Raw genomic sequence first — 17451 nt, forward strand, 5'->3', positions numbered from 1 at the left:
GGGGACATCCCTGAGGGGTTGTCGGGTACTCCTCACGCGCGACCTCCGATGTATCAAGGTGTCCGACGGGCGCCTGAATGACTGGGCAAGAGGCTTTGACCAGGGAAAAAGTGGCGGAGGTCGCGGAACCGTCCGGGCGGGTGGCGGACTGCGGGGTCGGGCATTCACCCGATTTCTGGTGCCGTTGTCGTACCTCCGTCGGACATGGTCCGGATCCGGGGCACGGGACGTCGTCCGCGGGCCGCCGGACCCGCCCGTCACGGCCCGGCGGAACCGTCCGTGACCGTGACTTCACTCACCCTCCCTCTTCCCCGTCGGCCCGGCGACGCGACCGGCCGGGCCGGCGGCGGTCCGCGCACGCCCGCGCCGGCCCGGGTCGCACCATATGGTTTTCGGCCATGTGGCTCCAACGGCCTTTCGGGGCAACCGCTTTGGGAGCGGGGGCCGATGCGGCGCGGGCCGGCTCCCGGCCCACGGCCCGTCACGGCCCGTGCCGCGTACCGACAATCGATCGTCCGGCGAGGGCGCGGCCTCTGAGCGCCCCGGGCGCCGGGTACGTAAGCTGTGCCTCGTCAGGCGGACCAGGCAGCGGGGATGGGCAGACATGGCGATGATGCGGCTCCGGCGCGAGGACCCGCGTGTCGTCGGCTCGTTCAGGCTGCACCGGCGGCTCGGGGCGGGCGGCATGGGTGTCGTCTACCTGGGTTCGGACCGGCGCGGTCAGCGGGTGGCGCTGAAGGTGATCCGCCCCGATCTGGCGGAGGACCAGGAGTTCCGCTCGCGGTTCGCGCGCGAGGTGTCCGCGGCCCGGCGGATCCGCGGTGGTTGCACGGCGCGGCTGGTGGCCGCCGATCTGGAGGCGGACCGCCCGTGGTTCGCCACCCAGTACGTCCCGGGGCCCTCGCTGCACGACAAGGTGGCCGAGGAAGGCCCGTTGTCGGCGGTCGAGGTGGCCTCGATCGGGGCCGCGCTCTCCGAGGGTCTGGTGGCGGTGCACGAGGCCGGTGTGGTGCACCGTGACCTGAAGCCGTCGAACATCCTCCTCTCCCCCAAGGGTCCCCGGATCATCGACTTCGGGATCGCCTGGGCGACCGGGGCCTCCACGCTCACCCATGTCGGCACGGCGGTGGGTTCGCCGGGATTCCTCGCCCCCGAGCAGGTGCGCGGCGCGGCGGTGACGCCCGCGACCGACGTGTTCTCGCTCGGTGCCACGCTGGCGTACGCGGCGATGGCCGACTCTCCCTTCGGGCACGGCAGTTCCGAGGTGATGCTGTACCGCGTGGTGCACGAGGAGCCGCAGCTGCACGATGTGCACGACGCGCTGGCGCCGCTGGTGAGTGCCTGTCTGGCGAAGGACCCCGAGGAGCGGCCGAGCACGCTCCAACTCTCCATGCGGCTCAAGGAGATCGCGGCGCGGGAGGCGCAGGGGCTGCGCGCGGGCCGGCCGCCCGCGCAGCGCTCGACGCAGGATCCGGACCGGCCGACCGGCCGTCTCGACGGCCCGTACACCGAGCAGCAGACCAGGCGCGCGGCGCCTCCCGGGCCCCGTCGGCAGAAGCTTCCGCAGGACAGCAGGCAGGGCCCGTCGTCCAGGGCGGGGGGTGCGCGCACCGGTGGTTCGCGTACCGATGGTTCTCGTACCGGCGGTTCGCGCACCGGTGGTTCTCGCACCGGCGGCTCGCGTCCGCAGCAGCCGCGCAGCACCACCCGGTCCGGCCGGCGTCCGCAGGGCGCGAACGGGACGAACGGCCGGCCGACGAACGGCAGGCCGGGGACGCGGCCCGGGAACCGGACGACCTCGGCGGGTCTGCGGCCCGCCAATCCGCGGCTGCTGCGGCAGCGGCTCGTCGTCTTCGTCGTGGTGACGCTGCTGGTGGCGCTGGGCATCGCGGCGGCCCAGGGCTGCCAGGGACCGGCCCGCGGGCTGGGGGCCGACCGGGGCCACGAGCAGACGCAGGGTCGGAGCCGGTAGGTCCGGGGGGGGCGGCCGGGGCGGCGGAGCACCGGTGGACGATCGCGCGTGACGGCGGGAGGACCGGGTCCGGGCATCACCGGCCGCCTCCCGGCGTCCGGTGCGGAAGGCCCCGTGCCGCAGGAACGGGACCGGCACGGGAGCCTTTCGTGGATCGGTACGGCACGTGGGGGCCGGCTCCCGTGCGCGTGGAGCCGGCCGGGGCGCGGGTCAGCCGCGCGGGATGCTCCCGAGGACGCGGGTCGCCGCCCAGTAGACGGCGGAAGCCGTGATCATGCCGGCGAAGACCGCCGCGTCGACACCCCACAGGGCCTTCGCGGCCGGGCCGGTCCAGAAGCTGGTGGTCACCCACATCGTGGCGGCGATGCCGCCGACGACGAGCGCCAGGACGCCCGCCCAGTGGACGCCGCCGCGGTACCAGAACGGGCCGCCGCGCCGCGCCTCCAGGAGGACGGCGCCGTCGTAGCGGTTGCGTCGCAGGACCAGGTCGGTCACGGCCACCGCCATGGCCGGACCGGTCACCACGACCACGAGCTGGAGCATGGTGTTGACGCTGGTCAGGAAGTCGAAGACGAGGATCGCGTACAGCGTCATCGCCGTGCCGAGGACACCGATGACCAGGACCGCCGGGATGCGGGCGAGGCGGACGCCGACCGACTGGATGGACAGGCCGGCGCTGTAGGCCGTCATGCCGTTGTTCGTCATCGTGTTGACGACGACCGCGATGACGAAGACGGGGACGAACCAGCCCGGCAGGATGGTCTCCAGCGCGGCCTGCGGGTCGCTCATGTCGAGGCCGGTCGCCGCGAACGCGCCGACGGCGGTGAAGACGACGCTCGGCAGGTACGCGCCGAGAGCCGTCCACCCGGCGACGGCGACCGGGCTGCTGTCGCGGGGCAGGTAGCGGGCGAGGTCGGGGCTGTTGCTGTACGAGAGCGGGGCGGAGGCGACGATCGTGAAGCCCGCGCCGAGCGTCGCGACGAGCGCGGCGCCCCGCAGCGGCTCGGCCGGGGCGTAGGACCAGTCGGTCCCGGCGAGCACGTACCCCGTGACCACGACGAACACGACGGTCAGGAGGACGCTGAGCGCGGCGTAGAGGCGCACGATCAGGGCGTATCCGAAGATCGCTATCAGCAGCGTCCCCCCGGCGATGAGACAGATGACGACCGCGTCGACGGCCCGGCTGTCCGGCAGCCCCATCCGGCCCGCCAGTCCGATGCCCGCGACCGAGGCCGCCGACCAGTTCAGGGCGAGGTAGGCCGCGGCGAGGAGCCAGCCGGTCAGGACGAGCACGACCTTGTTGCCCACGACGCCGTACATCGCGCGCGAGATGACCGATCCGCTCGTACCGGCGACCGGACCGCTCGCCGCCAGGACGCCCGTGCAGATCCACAGCAGGTTCCCGGTGAGGATCACGCCGATGGCCTGCGGGAGCGTGAGCCCCATGAGGATCAGCGTGGCTCCGACGACGAAGCTCAGATAACTCACGTTCGGCGCCGCCCAGACCGCGAACAGCCGGCGCGGGCGCCCGCCGCGTTCGTCCGCGGGCACCAGGTCGATGCCCCGGGTCTCCAACTGCCCCGCGCGTTCGGGGCCGTGGCTGTCGGAGGGCCCCGGGGAGGAGTTCGAGGACCGTACGGAAGGGGTGGAGTTCGTCGCCATCGAGACCTCTCGGATCCACGGACCGCGATGCCACTATTGAGCGCCCGGCCAATTACCTATTGGTCGCACATCCAATAGCGTGTTCCGTGCGACCGTCAAGACCCTGACCGGCACGGATCCGGAACGGACGGAGAGGGCGGCGCATCAGCAAATTCGCACCTTGCCGCGCGTCCGCTTCCGGCCCCGCCCTGCGCGGGGGCCCGGCATGCCCGGGCGCGGCGCCCGGACCGGGAGCTCCGCGGCCCGGGGTGTGTACGGGGCCGGCCCGCACCGGACTCGGCGGGCGCGTCTCAGCGCACGGCTCGCAGCAGGCCCGCGATGTACGTGAATCCGCGCCGTTGCGCGTGTTCGAGGGCCGTGACGCCGTCGCCGTCCGGGAGGCCGGCGGTGGCGCCCGCCGTGATGAGCAGTTCCACGACCTCCTCGTGCGCGGGGCCGCCGTCGCCCAGGATCACCGCCTCCAGCAGGGCGGTCCAGCCGAGGTGGTTGACGTGGTCGACGTCGATGTCGGTCTCGCGCAGCAGGGCCCGTACGTAGCCGACGTGGCCGCGTTCGCAGGCGGGAATCAGGGCGGTGCCACCGAAACGGTTGCACGACGACGGGTCGGGGCCGGCCGGGAGCAGGGTGCGCATCATCGCCACGCTGCCGGTCACCCCGGTCACCAGCCAGGCGCTGTCCTCGCGGTCGTCCCGGGCGTCGGGGTCGGCTCCCGCGGCGACGAGCACCTCGGCCGCGGCCACGTGGTCGCCCGCGGCGGCGAGCAGGAGCGGGGTGCGGCGGTGGCGATCCCGCACCTCCGCCTCGGCACCGGCGGCGAGCGCGGCCCGCACCCCCGCGGTGTCACCCGCGCCCGCCGCCGCCAGCAGGGCGTGTCCGGCGGGAGTCATGGGAGTGCTCCTCGGGCTGCTCGCACCGCGCAGCACGGCCGACATCGTCCTCATCCGCGTACGCACCGCGATGCCGATGCCCGCCCTGAGGCCGGCCCGGACGCGGACGGGGTCGAGGAACCGACGGCGCACGGTACGGACGGTGCCGTGCGCCGACCGGAACCGGGAGGACGCGTCGCCCCCGCCCGCGGCGTCGCCGTCGTCGAAGGGCGGCATCACGCGACCTCCGCTCCTGTCCTACTCGTTCAGGGCCGCGGCGCCGGCCCGGGCGAACTTCTCGTCCAGGTCGCCGGACGGGGCGCCGGCGACGCCGATGCCCGCGATCGGGGCGCCCTTCGCGGTGACGGGGGCGCCGCCGCCGAGGAAGAGGGTGCCCGGGATGTCCTTCAGCGTCGGGGCGTTCTCCAGGCGCTTGGCCAGTTCGGAGGTGGGGGCGTTCCAGGAGACGGCGGTGTAGGCCTTCTTCACGGCCGACTCGTAGGACTGCGGGCCGGCGCCGTCGCCGCGCAGGGTGACGACGGTGTTGCCGTTGCGGTCGACGACGGCGACCGAGACGCGCTGGTTCTCCTTCTCCGCGGCGTCCAGCGTCGCCCGCGCCGCCTTCGTCGCGGCCTCGACCGTCAGGTGGGTGGACCGGACCAGGTTCTCGCCCGCCGCCTCCGCCCGGGGGGCGGTGGTCCCGGCCGAGCCCGCGTTGGCCGTCACCACGGCGAAGGTCCCGAGCGCGACGGCGCCGGCCACCGTGCCGCCGATGACGGTGCGCATGCGCTTCGAGGTCTTCCTCGCGTGCTTCATTCCGGTCACTCCTGTGATGGATGGGGGTCGCGGCCCCGTCCGCCCGGGGAATCCGGCTTCCGGGCCCGCCGGCTCCTGCCGTCCCGCTCGGATCAAGAGTGCGGCCGCACGCCCGCCCGTCCCGTCGACGTACCGGCTGCATGTGACGAGCGGGAAAGCCGACCCGGGGGTCATCCGATCGGTTGACCCCGGACGCCCCTGGACCTCCCGGCCTTCGGGCTTCCCCGACCTCCCGGCTCCATCGGCCCGGAAGGATGTGCGGACGCGCGGACCCGCCCCGCCGACTTCCGCCCGTACGTTCCGCGGGGGCGGGACGTACGGGCGGCTCGGGCGGGAMGGGCGGGCGCGGCACGCCCGGGGTCAGGCCGTTCGCGGCCTGGTGGCGTAGAAGGCCACGGCCGAGGCGGCCGCCACGTTGAGGGAGTCGACACCGGCGTCCATCGGGATGCGGACGTGCTCGTCGACCGCGGCGAGGGTGCCGGGGGTGAGTCCGGCGCCCTCCGTACCGAAGACCAGCGCGAGCTTCTCGTCGTCGCGCGCGGCGAGTTCGTCGAGGGTGATCGCCCGTTCGCTCAGGCAGAGGGCGGCGAGCGTGAACCCCGCGGAACGCAGGATGCCGATGTCCTTCGGCCAGGACTCCAGGCGGGTCCACGGCACCTGGAAGACGCCCCCCATCGAGACCTTCACGGACCTCCGGTAGAAGGGGTCGGCGCAGCGCGGGGTGAGCAGGACCGCGTCGATGCCGAGGGCGGCGGCGTTCCTGAAGGCGGCGCCCAGGTTGGCGTGGTCGACGATGTCCTCGAAGACGGCGACGCGCCGGACCGGGCGCTCCCCCGGACCCTGGAGCGGCACCGCCGCGGGGCCGGCACGGTCGCCGGCCGCCGTCTCCGCGTCCGCCGTGCCGAAGGCCGTCGTCAGCAGCTCGTCCGCCGTCGGCAGCGGCCTGCGCTGCATCGAGGCGAGGGCACCGCGGTGGACGTGGTAGCCGGTGACGCGCTCGGCCAGTTCGGGGCTGACCGCGTACACCGGGGCGGGGACCTCGTCGATGACGTCCCGCATCAGGTCGATCCACTTCGCCGAGAGCAGCATGGACCGCATCTCGTACCCGGCGTGCCTGGCGCGTCTGATCACCTTCTCGCCCTCGGCGATGAAGAGCCCCTCGGCGGGCTCCCGTCTGCGCCGGAGCTCGACGTCGGTCAGCCCGGTGTAGTCGTGCAGACGGGGGTCGTCGGGGTCGTCGATGGTGATGAGGTCGGCCACGGGTTCGATACTGCCTTGTCCGGTGTGTGGTGCCAACGGATCGGAAGAAGTTCCGTTACCGCCGGTTACTCGATGGGGTCCGCGAGATGTCCGCGCCGGTCATTCGGCGGGGAGCGGCGCGGTGTCCGCGCCGACCGCGACGACCTCGCCGATGACGATGACCGCCGGGGGGCGCACCTCCTCGGCCGCGGCCCGTTCGGCGACGGTCTCCAGGGTGGCGTCCACCCGGCGCTGGGCGGCGGTGGTGCCCTCCTGGACCAGGGCGACCGGTGTGCCGGGGGCCTTGCCGTGGGCGATGAGGGCGCGGGCGATGGCGCCGATCTTGTCGACGGCCATCAGGAGCACCAGGGTGCCACGCAGTTTGGCGAGGGCCTCCCAGTCGACCAGCGAGCGTTCGTCGTCGGGGGCGACGTGGCCGCTCACGACGGTGAACTCGTGGGCCACCCCTCGGTGGGTGACGGGGATTCCGGCCGCGCCGGGCACGGAGATCGAGCTGGAGATGCCGGGGACGACGGTGCAGGCGATGCCCTCGGCGGCGAGCGCCTGGGCCTCCTCCATGCCGCGGCCGAAGACGAACGGGTCGCCGCCCTTGAGCCGGACGACGGCCTTGCCCGCCTTGGCGTGGTCGATGAGCGCCTGGTTGATGGCCTCCTGGGCCATGTAGCGGCCGTACGGGATCTTCGCGGCGTCGATCACCTCGACGTGCGGCGGCAGTTCGTCGAGCAGGTCGCGCGGGCCGAGCCGGTCGGCGATGACGACGTCGGCCCCGGCGAGGAGGCGGCGGCCGCGGACCGTGATCAGGTCGGGGTCCCCGGGGCCGCCGCCGACCAGGGCCACGCCGGGGGCCCTGGTGCGGTGGTGGGGCGCGGCGAGGGTGCCGTCGCGCAGGCCCTCGACGATGGCGTCGCGGACGGCGGCGCAGTGGCGCGGGTCGCGGTCGTGGGTGCCCGCGGTGAGGACGGCGACGGTGACGCCCTCGCCCCGGCCGGTGGCCGGGGTCCAGGCGGTGGCAGCGTCGGCGTCGTCGCTGCGGACGCACCAGATCCGGTTGCGTTCGGCCTCGGCCGACGCGGCGTCGTTCGCCGCGAGGTCGTCGGACGCGACGAGGACGTACCAGGCGCCGGCCAGATCCCCGTCGGCGTACCCGCGACGCTCCCAGCGGATCTCGCCGGCGTCGGCCATCGCCTCGACGGACGGGGTCGCGGACGGGGACACGAGGACGATGTCGGCGCCCGCCGCGATGAGCGCGGGGAGGCGGCGCTGAGCGACCTGGCCGCCGCCGATCACGACGACGCGGCGGCCGCCGAGCCGCAGTCCGACGGGGTACGCGGGGTGATCGGTGCGCTCTGCGTGCTCGGCCATGGCGGTGCGGACTCCTCGTGCAGGGGACTGAATGCGGAGGCCGCTGCGGCGGTGGAGCGGCTGTGACGTGCGGGTTCGCGGGGCGGGTCAACGATACGCGGTGGGGTGGCCGCGACGCGTCGGGGAGCGGACGGGCCGTTCTTCGGCCCGTCCGCTCCCCCGGCCCCGGGGCTACTTCTCCGTGACGCCCGCCGCGTCGAAGGTCGCCACCTCGTGCATCGCCCGCGCCGCGCTCTGCACGATCGGCAGTGCCAGCAGCGCGCCCGTGCCCTCGCCGAGGCGGAGGTCGAGGTCGACCAGCGGGCGCAGCCCCAGCTTGTTGAGGGCGGCGACGTGGCCGGGCTCGGCGCTGCGGTGGCCCGCGATGCAGGCGGCCAGGGCCTCGGGGGCGATCGCGCGGGCGACCAGGGCCGCGGCACCCGCGCTGACGCCGTCGAGGATGACGGGGGTGCGCAGCGAGGCGCCGCCCAGCAGGAAGCCGGCCATCGCCGCGTGTTCGAGGCCACCGACCGCGGCCAGGACACCGATCGGGTCGGCCGGGTCCGGCTGGTGGAACTCCAGGGCCCGGCGGACCACGTCGACCTTGCGGGCGTGCATCTCGTCGTTGATGCCGGTGCCGCGACCGGTCACCTCGGCCGGGTCCATGCCCGTGTACACGCAGATCAGCGCGGCCGACGCCGTGGTGTTGGCGATGCCCATCTCACCGGTGAGCAGGCCCTTGTTGCCCGCCGCGACCAGGTCGCGGGCGGTCTCGATGCCGACCTCGATCGCCGCGAGCACCTCTTCGCGGGTCAGCGCGGGGCCGGTGGTGAAGTCGGCCGTCCCGGCCCGGACCTTGCGGGGCAGGAGGCCGGGCGTCGCGGGCAGTTCCGCGGCCACGCCGACGTCGATCACGCACACCTCGGCGCCGACCTGGGACGCGAACGCGTTGCAGACCGCGCCGCCGCCGAGGAAGTTGGCGACCATCTGGCCGGTGACCTCCTGCGGCCAGGCGGTGACGCCCTGGGCGTGCACGCCGTGGTCGCCCGCGAAGATCGCGACGGCCGCGGGCTCCGGGATCGGCGGCGGGCACACCCGGGAGAGCCCGGCCAGCTGCGCGGAGATGATCTCCAGCATGCCGAGGGCACCGGCGGGCTTGGTCATCCGCTTCTGGCGTTCCCACGCCTCGCCGAGCGCCTTGGCGTCCAGCGGACGGATGTTGGCGATGGTCTCCTGGAGCAGGTCGTGCGGCTCCTCGCCGGGCAGGGCGCGCCGCCCGTACGTCTCCTCGTGGACGACCCAGGACAGCGGGCGGCGCTTGGACCAGCCCGCCTGCATCAGCTCGGGCTCCTCGGGGAACTCGTCGACGTAGCCGACGCACAGGTAGGCGACGACTTCGAGGTGCTCGGGCAGGCCCAGGGCGCGGACCATCTCACGCTCGTCGAAGAAGCTGACCCAGCCGACGCCGAGGCCCTCGGCACGGGCGGCGAGCCAGAGGTTCTCGACGGCGAGCGCGGAGGAGTACGGGGCCATCTGCGGCTGGGTGTGCCGGCCGAGGGTGTGCCGGCCGCCCCGGGTGGGGTCGGCGGTGACGACGATGTTCACCGGGGTGTCGAGGATGGCCTCGATCTTCAGTTCCTTGAACTGCTTGGCCCGGCCCTTGGGCAGCGACTTGGCGTAGGCGTCGCGCTGGCGCTGCGCCAGTTCGTGCATGGCGCGGCGGGTCTCCGCGGAGCGGATGACGACGAAGTCCCAGGGCTGCGAGTGGCCGACGCTGGGTGCCGTGTGCGCGGCTTCGAGGACGCGGAGCAGGACCTCGTGCGGGATGGGGTCGTTGCGGAAGCCGTTGCGGATGTCGCGCCGCTCGCGCATGACGCGGAGCACCGCCTCGCGCTCGGCGTCGTCGTAGCCGGGGGCCGGCGGACCGGCGGGGACCGGGGCCTCGCCGGACTCGGACGCCTCCGCCCCGGGGGCTTCGGCCGCGGGGGTCTCCGCCTCGGGGGTCTCCGCCGCGGGGACCTGGGGCGCTCCGGCAGCCGGGGGCTCCTCCACGACCGGGGCCGCGGCGACCGGTACTTCGACGGTCCGCTCCTCGGGGGCTCCGGCCGTCTCCGGGGCCCCGGCCGGCTCGGGGGCTTCCGCCGCGAGGGGCTCGGTGCCGGGGGCCGGGGCCGCCTCGGGCGTCTCCCGCGGCCGGTCCACGGACTGCGCGAAGACGATCTCGTCGTGCTCGGTCACCGTGTCCTGCAGGGGCGCGGCTGCCACCGGCTCCACGAGGGGGGCGGCCTCCACCACGTCCGCGGGGGTGGTCGGGTCCGGGGTCTCGATGACCTCCGGGCCCGCCTCGGCCTCCGGTCCGGGCGCGTCCGGGCCCGGTGCCCCGGCGTCCGCGACGGGGCCGGGAACCTGCGCGGGCACCTCGGCGGGCGCGGCACTGTGGACGCCCTCGGCGGCCCGGACCGCTTCGGCGCCCTCCACGGGCACGATGGCCCCGGCGGGTGCGGCGGACTCCCCGGCGTCACCGGCCGGCACCGCTCCGGCGTCCGGCCGAGGGTCCTGGGCGGGCTCCACCGCGATCGCCCCGTGCTCGGGCCCGGCCGCGGAGTCGGCCTCCGCGCCCCCCGCCCCGACGGTCTGCTCGGCGAGCTGTACCGGGATCTGCTCAGCGTCCTGCTGCGCCGGGACCTGCTCCGCGACGGGTGTCGGGGCCAGGTGCGGGGTCGTAGGGACCGAACCCTCCACGGGCACGAACTGCCCCATGGGAACGGCTTCCTGGGCCCCCTGGACCTCCCGGACCTCCTGGGTCTCCTGCGTCTCCGGAGTCCCCTGGGCCTCCTGAGGCACGGCGGTCTCGACGGACACGGCGCCTTCGACAGGCACTGCGGTCTCGACGGGCACCGCGGCATCCGCGGGCACCGCGGCCTCGACGAGGCCCTCGGCCGGAATCCCGGCGGGGGCCTCGACCGCCCCCGGCACCGGCTCGGCCACCGGAGCCGCCACGGCCTCCGGTGCCACGGCCGGAGCGGCCTGCACCGGCTGTGCCACCGCCACCGGCTCGGCGGCCGACTCCGCGGCCGGCTCGGCGCCCTGCTCCGGAACGACCGATTCTGCGGTCGCCTCCGCCGTCACCGGAACCGCCGCCGGCTGCGCCGCCCACGGGCTGCCGCCCTGCGGAAGGATCTCGCCGAGCTGCGGACCCGGCAGCACGGCCGCGTCGTCGTCCGGCGCGAAGTACTCGGGGCCGGCGGCCTGCGGCGCGGGGGCCTGGGCCTGGGTCTGGGCGGGTGCCTGGGGCTGGACCGGGGCCTGGGGCGCGCCCGCGGGCCCCCGGTCCGCGAGCGAACGGACCACGCCGCCGGTCGACGCCCCGCCGTACGACGGGCCGCCGTCGGCCACGGCCGGTCCGCGGTGCAGCGGCCGGCGCGTCGGGGTCTGGGACTGTGCCGCCTGGGCGGGAACCTGCGCGGGCGAGGGGATGCGCACACCGCTCAGGTCGACCGAACCGGAATCGCGGCCACCGGATTCATGCGTTCCCCGGCCGGTCACGGCCGGGGGCTCCGCCACCGCCTGCTGAGCGGCGGCGTACACGTCCGCGGCCGGTGCCTGCACGGGCTCCTGGACCTGGACCTGCACGGGCCCCTGCGGCTGGGCGGGGGTCTCGGCGGTCGGCTGGGCATAGGACTGGGCCGCGGCCTGCGCCGGGTGAACGCCCTGTCCGGGCACCGGTGCCCGGACGGCGACGGGCTCGGGGTACTGGCCGGGGGCCGGTACGGTCTGCGGGTCGCTCCAGGCGCCCTGCGGGCTCGGCATCAGCAGGAGGTCGTCGTCCTCGGGAACGTGCTCGGAGGGGGCGAGGTAGGTGTAGGCGTCCGGGGCGGCGATGCCCGGCTGCTCCACCGTGCCCGCGTTCTCCGGCAGTCCCTCGACCGGGATCTGGCCGGTGTCACTCATGCGTACCCCTCGCCCATCGTCAGTGCTCCTTCGGCCCTTCGTCCGGAACGTCCGAACACGGCGCCCCGGTGCTCGTCAACAAGAACGAGCGGGCTCGCCGCGCGGCACGAAACGGTCGTGGACATACTGCATTCTCACGTCCGTTCGCCGCCGCGGCAGCCCATTTCGCCACGGCCCGCTGTGGACTGCGCCACGTTGCGCATCCCCCGGTTCCGCCGTACCACAGCGGGGACCAAAACAGTCCCCTTTTCCGGACATTGACGAGCGAAACGACGAACGTCCGACCGCGGTACAACGATCGGCCAGCCTACCTCCCGCCGCACGCGGCCGGGTCAGGGGGCGAGGTCGGAACGCGTCGCGGAGAGCAGGAACACGACCGAACGTTCACGCTCCGACCATGCGGCCGTGTCGAGTTCGACGGACTGGAGGAGCGAACACCGGACGGCGTATCCGTTCCCGGTGAGCGCGGCGCCGAGCGCCTCGGCCTCGTCGCGCGTCGACGCGTGGGTCACGATGCGTTCCGGCCGGCGCTCGGTGACGGCGGTGACGACGGGGACCCCGCCGCCGCCGATCCGGACGACGTCGGGTTCCGGCAGCCGTTCCAGCACGTGCGGCGCGCGGCCCTCGACGACCTGGATCTGGACCCCGAGGGCCCGTGCCGCCGCCGCGGTGCGGGCGCAGGCGGCCGGGTCGCTGTCGACCGCCAGGACCGCCGCGCCGAAGCGGGCCGCCTCCGCGGCCAGGGCCCCGCCGCCGGAGCCGATGTCCCACAGGAGGTCGCCGGTGCGGGGGCCGAGGCGGGCCAGTTGGGCGGCGCGCAGCCCCGGGGACTCGCCTTCGCCGCCCGCCGCCCCGCCGCCCGCGGCGTCGTCCGGGTACGCCTCCGGGGGCAGTGCCCAGCCGCGTACTCCGCGGGGGCAGATGGGGTGGCCGCCCGCGATCCATCCGCCGGCGGCCTGCGGTTCGGGGCCGCCGCCGATGACGATGACGACGTTGGGGTCGCGCCAGACGTGGTCGGCGGCCTTGTCGGAGGTGACGACGGTGACCTGTTCACGGTCGGTGCCGAGTTCCTCGCAGATGACGAAGGTGCGGTGGACTCCTTCGAGGAGCAGGGCCAGTTCGGCGGGGCCCGCCCCGGGCGAGGTGAGGACGGCGACCTTGTGGTGGGCGCGGCAGACGTTGACGGCGCGGCGCAGGGTGCGGGGGTGGGCGACGACGATCCGGGCGTCCTCCCACGGCATTCCCGCGCGGGCGAACGCGGCGGCGACGGAGGAGACCGCGGGGACCACTTCCACCTCCAGGCCGTGCTCGGGCGCGCGGAGGTTGCGTACGACTCCGAAGAAGCCGGGGTCCCCGTCGGCGAGGACCACGGCGCTGCCGCGGTGTCCGGCGATCCGGCGGGCGGCCAGGTCGATGGAGCCCAGGCGGATGCGCTCGGCCTGCGCCGGCACTTCGGGCAGTGCGAGGTGGTGGGCGGCTCCGGCGACGAGCGTGGCGGCCGAGAGGGCGGCCGTGGCCGCTCCGGTCAGTGGTGAGCCGTCCCAGCCGATCACGGTGACCCGATCGGCCATGTGTCGTCAGTCTCCTGGAGTCGTCGCAGGTGGGGATGTTCGTGAAGGGGCAGGGCGAGGGTACCCGGTCCATGCCCACGGAGCGTCAGGACCCCTCCGGGAGGTCAGTTCCAGTCGCTGTAGGCACCGTAGCCGCCCGCGTCGGCGAGCTGCTCGGCGACGCCTTCGAGGTCCTCGGGGAGCAGGCCCCAGACGATCAGGTCGGTCCGGATGTCGGTCCAGCCGCCGTCCGTGCCGTTCTCGGTCCGGGTGCGCGCTATGCGGGCGTTGCGCAGGACGCCCTCGCTGATGCAGCCGAGCTTCTGGGCGACCTGCTGGGCGGCGGTGTTGTCGGCCGCGGTGCGCAGCTCGATGCGTTCGAAGCCCCGGTCGTCGAAGAGCCACTGGGCCAGTGCCAGCACGGACTCGGTGGCATAGCCCTCGCCGCGCGCCCAGGGGGCGGTGATGTACGAGACCTCGGTGGCGCGGGTGCGCCAGTCGGTGTTGCCCAGCCGGACGGAGCCGACGAGCCGCTGGGTGAGGAACTCGGTGACGGCGAGGACGATGCCGTCACCGCTGGTGCGCCGGGCGGGGGCGATCCTGCGGACCCAGCGCTCGGCGTCGATCCGGGTGTAGGGGTGGGGGGCGTCGGTCCAGGCGGTGACGAGTTCGTCGTTCATCATCTCGATGTACGCGGGGACGTCCACCATGTCGAAGGGACGCATCACCAACCTGTCCGTGCTGATGGAGATGTCCGGAAAGGTGGAAGTCATGCGCAGCTCCATGCCGAAGGCCGTGTGAATGCACAGCATGCAGCATCGGGGCACCGGCGCGCATGGTCGGGTCCGGCACGGCGGAGCCCCGCGCCCCCTGACGGGGTGCGCGGGGCTCTTCGGACAAATGCCGTGCGGGGGTCAGGACTTGGTCGCGGTGCCGAAGGCCGGGACGATCGAGCCCTGGTAGGTGTCCTCGATGAACTTCTTGACCTCGTCGGAGTGCAGGAGCTTCACGAGCTTCTGGACGCGGACGTCCTTCTCGTTGCCCTCCTTCACGGCGACGATGTTGGCGTAGGGGTTGCCGTCGGCCTTCTCCAGGACCAGGGAGTCCTTGCCGGGCTTGAGGTCGGCCTCGATCGCGTAGTTGCCGTTGATGACGGCCGCGTCGACGTCGTTCAGGGCGCGGGGGACGGTGGCGGCCTCCAGCTCCTTGAACTCCAGGCCCTTCTTGTCGGTGATGTCGCTCAGCTTGGCGCTGGTGCCGACGCCGTCCTTGAGGGTGATGAGGCCGTTCTCGGCGAGCAGCTGGAGGGCGCGGCCCTCGTTGGTGGTGTCGTTGGGGACGGCGATGGTCTGGCCGGCCTTGATGTCCTTGAGGCCCTCGGCCTTCTTGGAGTACAGGCCGAGGGGCTCCAGGTGGACGGCGCCGACGGAGACGAGGTGGGTGTTCTTCTTCTTGTTGAAGTCGTCGAGGTACGGCTGGTGCTGGAAGAAGTTGGCGTCGACCTGGCCGGTCTCGGTGGCGGTGTTCGGCAGGACGTAGTCCGTGAACTCCTTGACCTCCAGCTTGAGGCCCTCCTTCGCCGCCAGGTTCTTCGCGACGAACTCCAGGATGTCGGCGTGCGGCGTGGGGGACGCGGCGACGACGAGCGCCTTGGAGGTGTCGGCCCCGGCGCCGGTGTCGCTCTTGGCGGACGGGTCGGAGTCCGTTCCGCAGGCGCTGAGGCCGAGGGCGAGGGCGGCGGTGGCGGCGGCAGCCGCGGTGATCTTGATGTTCTTGCGCACGAAAAGTGCCTCTTTCCGGTGGTGAGGGTGGTGCGCCCGGACAAGGAGTGCGGGCTTGTGAGGAGAGGAAGTCTCAGGTGGCGGTGCGGCCCCGGCGGGCCAGCAGGCGTACGGCCACGTCGCCGATCAGCTGGACCGCGGTCACGATGACGACGAGCAGCGCGACGGTGATGAGCATGAACTGGTTGTCGAAGCGCTGGAATCCGTAGGTGACGGCCTTGGATCCGAGTCCTTCGCCGCCGACGGCCCCGGCCATCGCGGAGTAGCCGATGAGCACGATGACGGTGGTGGTGACGCCGGAGACGAGCGAGGGCAGCGCCTGCGGCAGCAGGACCTTGCGGACGATCGTCGGGATGGATCCGCCCATCGACTGGACGGCCTCGACGAGTCCGTGGTCGACCTCGCGGACGGACGTCTCGACGAGCCGGGCGAAGAACGGGATGGCGCCGACGGCGAGCGGGACGATCATCGCGGTCGGGCCGATGAAGGTGCCGACGATCCAGGTGGTGAAGGGGATCAGGGCGATCAGCAGGATGATGAACGGCAGCGAGCGGCCGACGTTCACGATCGCTCCGACGACCTTGTTCACGGGGGTGTTCTGGAGCAGTCCGCCCCTGTCGGTGAGAACCAGCAGGACGCCGAGCGGGAGCCCGACCAGGATGGTGACGACCGTGGACCAGAGCACCATGTAGAGGGTGTCGACGGTCCCCTGGGTGAGCAGTGGCTGCATTTCGGACCAGGTCACTTGGCCACCTCCTCGGTGAGCGGGGCGGGGGTCTGTACGGGGATGGCGGTGGCCGCGTCCTCCACGACCTCGGCCTGGAGGCCCTGCTCCCGCAGGAAACCGATCGGGACGACGTTCTCCTCGAAGCGGCCGGGCAGCTCGATGCGCATCCGGCCGATCTGGTTGCCGCCGACCGTGTCCATCGCGGCGCCCAGGATCGAGATGTCGATGTTGTACGTGCGGGAGAGCTGGGAGATCACCGGCTGGGTGGCGGCCTCGCCGCGGAAGGTGACGTCGACGACCGTGCGGTCGGGGCCGGAGGCCGTACCGCCGACCGGGAACAGCTCGTGGGCCAGTTCGGAGCCGGGGGTGGCGAGCAGGTCGCCGACGGTTCCGGATTCGACGACGCGTCCCTTCCGCATCAGTGCGGCGGAGTCGCAGATCGTCTTGACGACGTCCATCTCGTGCGTGATGAGCAGGACGGTCAGGCCCAGCTGCTGGTTGAGGTCGCGCAGCAGTTGGAGGATGGAGCGGGTGGTCTCGGGGTCGAGGGCGGAGGTCGCCTCGTCGGAGAGCAGCACCTCGGGGTCCCCGGCGAGCGCGCGGGCGATGCCGACGCGCTGCTTCTGGCCGCCGGAGAGCTGGCCCGGGTATGCCTTGGCCTTGTCGGCGAGGCCGACCAGGCCGAGGAGTTCGAGGGCCTTGCGGGAGCGGTCCCGGCCGGGGACGCCGAGGATCTCCAGCGGGAGTTCGACGTTGCCCTGGACGGTGCGGGAGGCCAGCAGGTTGAAGTGCTGGAAGACCATGCCGATGCGGCTGCGCGCCTCGCGCAGTTCCCGGCCGGCCCGCCGGCCGCGCCCGGCGAGGGCGGTGAGGTCCCGGCCGGCCACGGTCACGGTGCCGGAGGTGGGGCGTTCCAGGAGGTTGACGCAGCGGATCAGGGAGGACTTGCCGGCGCCGCTCTGTCCGATGACGCCGTACACCTCGCCCTCGCGGACATGCAGGTCGACGCCGTCGAGGGCGGTGACCTCCCGGCCGCGCGACTGGTAGACCTTCGTGAGGCCCGTGGTGGTGATCACAGGGGGTTTCCGTCACTGTCGAGTGCGCGGCGCGGTGTCCGCCGGGCACGGGGCATTCGTCTGAATGGGACTGTCGGGACGCTTCGATCGGACGTTCCGAGCGGAGTTCTCGGAGCGGGCCGGCGCGGCAGGGGCCGGGCGGTGGCGTCGAGGCAGGCTCGTTCCGCCGGGTGCGGACGGCGCGGGCTCGGTCTCGCTTCGGGGCGCGAGGATCGGGCGGGGGCCCTCAGAAGGTGCGCATTCGACACATACAACGAGCACCGGGCGTCGTGATCGCCTCGGTCGCAAGGATGCGGCTGCTCGTCGTGGTCATGGCCCAAGTAAAACAGACGTAACGGTCCTCGCGACCCGATTGTCCGGATGGCGGACAGTCGTGGACACTGGTCCGGACCGGTCCGGTTGCCGCCCCGGATTCCCAGCACCAAGACTGTGACCTGCGAAAACATGCC

At 73.6% G+C, this 17451-nt stretch carries 12 protein-coding genes; 1 reads left to right on the forward strand and 11 read right to left on the reverse strand.

The window, feature by feature from the left end; all coding sequences use genetic code 11:
• Positions 1 to 604: 604 nt before the first annotated feature.
• Positions 605 to 1972: a serine/threonine protein kinase gene (locus EAO76_RS04195; protein WP_148833447.1), complete on the forward strand. Its 1368-nt coding sequence runs from the start codon at positions 605 to 607 to the stop codon at positions 1970 to 1972.
• 210 nt (positions 1973 to 2182) lie between these two features.
• Here the strand turns inward: EAO76_RS04195 and EAO76_RS04200 are convergent, their stop codons facing one another.
• From EAO76_RS04200 to EAO76_RS04250, 11 genes are all read right to left on the reverse strand, one after another.
• The gene (locus EAO76_RS04200) at positions 2183 to 3634 is read right to left on the reverse strand and encodes a cytosine permease (protein WP_148833449.1); all 1452 of its coding nucleotides are present in this window, start codon (positions 3632 to 3634) and stop codon (positions 2183 to 2185) included.
• 290 nt (positions 3635 to 3924) lie between these two features.
• Complete coding sequence (locus EAO76_RS04205; RefSeq protein ID WP_148835563.1) at positions 3925 to 4521, reverse strand: ankyrin repeat domain-containing protein; 597 nt, start codon at positions 4519 to 4521, stop codon at positions 3925 to 3927.
• A gap of 237 nt (positions 4522 to 4758) precedes the next feature.
• Positions 4759 to 5316, reverse strand: a complete 558-nt coding sequence (locus EAO76_RS04210; protein ID WP_148833452.1) for a heme-binding protein — start codon at positions 5314 to 5316, stop codon at positions 4759 to 4761.
• 360 nt (positions 5317 to 5676) lie between these two features.
• Positions 5677 to 6576, reverse strand: a complete 900-nt coding sequence (locus EAO76_RS04215; protein ID WP_148833455.1) for an RNA methyltransferase — start codon at positions 6574 to 6576, stop codon at positions 5677 to 5679.
• A 99-nt stretch (positions 6577 to 6675) separates the two neighbouring features.
• Positions 6676 to 7938 (reverse strand): uroporphyrinogen-III C-methyltransferase, encoded by a 1263-nt coding sequence (cobA, locus tag EAO76_RS04220; RefSeq protein WP_148833457.1) that lies wholly within the window; start codon positions 7936 to 7938, stop codon positions 6676 to 6678.
• Positions 7939 to 8109: 171 nt separating this feature from the next.
• Positions 8110 to 11868: a nicotinate-nucleotide--dimethylbenzimidazole phosphoribosyltransferase gene (gene cobT, locus EAO76_RS04225; protein ID WP_148833458.1), complete on the reverse strand. Its 3759-nt coding sequence runs from the start codon at positions 11866 to 11868 to the stop codon at positions 8110 to 8112.
• Between the two features lie 332 nt (positions 11869 to 12200).
• Positions 12201 to 13439, reverse strand: a complete 1239-nt coding sequence (cbiE, locus tag EAO76_RS04230) for a precorrin-6y C5,15-methyltransferase (decarboxylating) subunit CbiE (RefSeq protein WP_148833460.1) — start codon at positions 13437 to 13439, stop codon at positions 12201 to 12203.
• 104 nt (positions 13440 to 13543) lie between these two features.
• Entirely contained in the window at positions 13544 to 14230 is a 687-nt protein-coding gene (locus tag EAO76_RS04235) for a GNAT family N-acetyltransferase (protein WP_148833462.1), read from the reverse strand.
• A 102-nt stretch (positions 14231 to 14332) separates the two neighbouring features.
• On the reverse strand, positions 14333 to 15199 hold the full coding sequence (locus EAO76_RS04240) for a MetQ/NlpA family ABC transporter substrate-binding protein (RefSeq protein ID WP_148833464.1): 867 nt from the start codon (positions 15197 to 15199) through the stop codon (positions 14333 to 14335).
• Between the two features lie 73 nt (positions 15200 to 15272).
• A complete protein-coding gene (locus EAO76_RS04245) occupies positions 15273 to 15944 on the reverse strand; it encodes a methionine ABC transporter permease (protein ID WP_148833466.1) in 672 nt (223 codons plus the stop codon).
• On the reverse strand, positions 15941 to 17002 hold the full coding sequence (locus EAO76_RS04250; RefSeq protein ID WP_148833468.1) for a methionine ABC transporter ATP-binding protein: 1062 nt from the start codon (positions 17000 to 17002) through the stop codon (positions 15941 to 15943). The genes EAO76_RS04245 and EAO76_RS04250 overlap by 4 nt, the downstream gene beginning before the upstream one ends.
• Between the last annotated feature and the right edge of the window lie 449 nt (positions 17003 to 17451).

Source organism: Streptomyces sp. sk2.1 (genome assembly GCF_008120935.1).
Classification (GTDB): domain Bacteria; phylum Actinomycetota; class Actinomycetes; order Streptomycetales; family Streptomycetaceae; genus Streptomyces.

Coding starts and splice junctions, on each gene's coding strand:
- EAO76_RS04200 (WP_148833449.1), bottom strand. CDS start 3,634: ATGGCGACGAACTCCACCCCTTCCGTACGGTCCTCGAACTCCTCCCCG.
- EAO76_RS04195 (WP_148833447.1), top strand. CDS start 605: ATGGCGATGATGCGGCTCCGGCGCGAGGACCCGCGTGTCGTCGGCTCG.
- EAO76_RS04210 (WP_148833452.1), bottom strand. CDS start 5,316: ATGAAGCACGCGAGGAAGACCTCGAAGCGCATGCGCACCGTCATCGGC.
- cobT (WP_148833458.1), bottom strand. CDS start 11,868: ATGAGTGACACCGGCCAGATCCCGGTCGAGGGACTGCCGGAGAACGCG.
- EAO76_RS04235 (WP_148833462.1), bottom strand. CDS start 14,230: ATGCTGTGCATTCACACGGCCTTCGGCATGGAGCTGCGCATGACTTCC.
- EAO76_RS04205 (WP_148835563.1), bottom strand. CDS start 4,521: ATGACTCCCGCCGGACACGCCCTGCTGGCGGCGGCGGGCGCGGGTGAC.
- cbiE (WP_148833460.1), bottom strand. CDS start 13,439: ATGGCCGATCGGGTCACCGTGATCGGCTGGGACGGCTCACCACTGACC.
- cobA (WP_148833457.1), bottom strand. CDS start 7,938: ATGGCCGAGCACGCAGAGCGCACCGATCACCCCGCGTACCCCGTCGGA.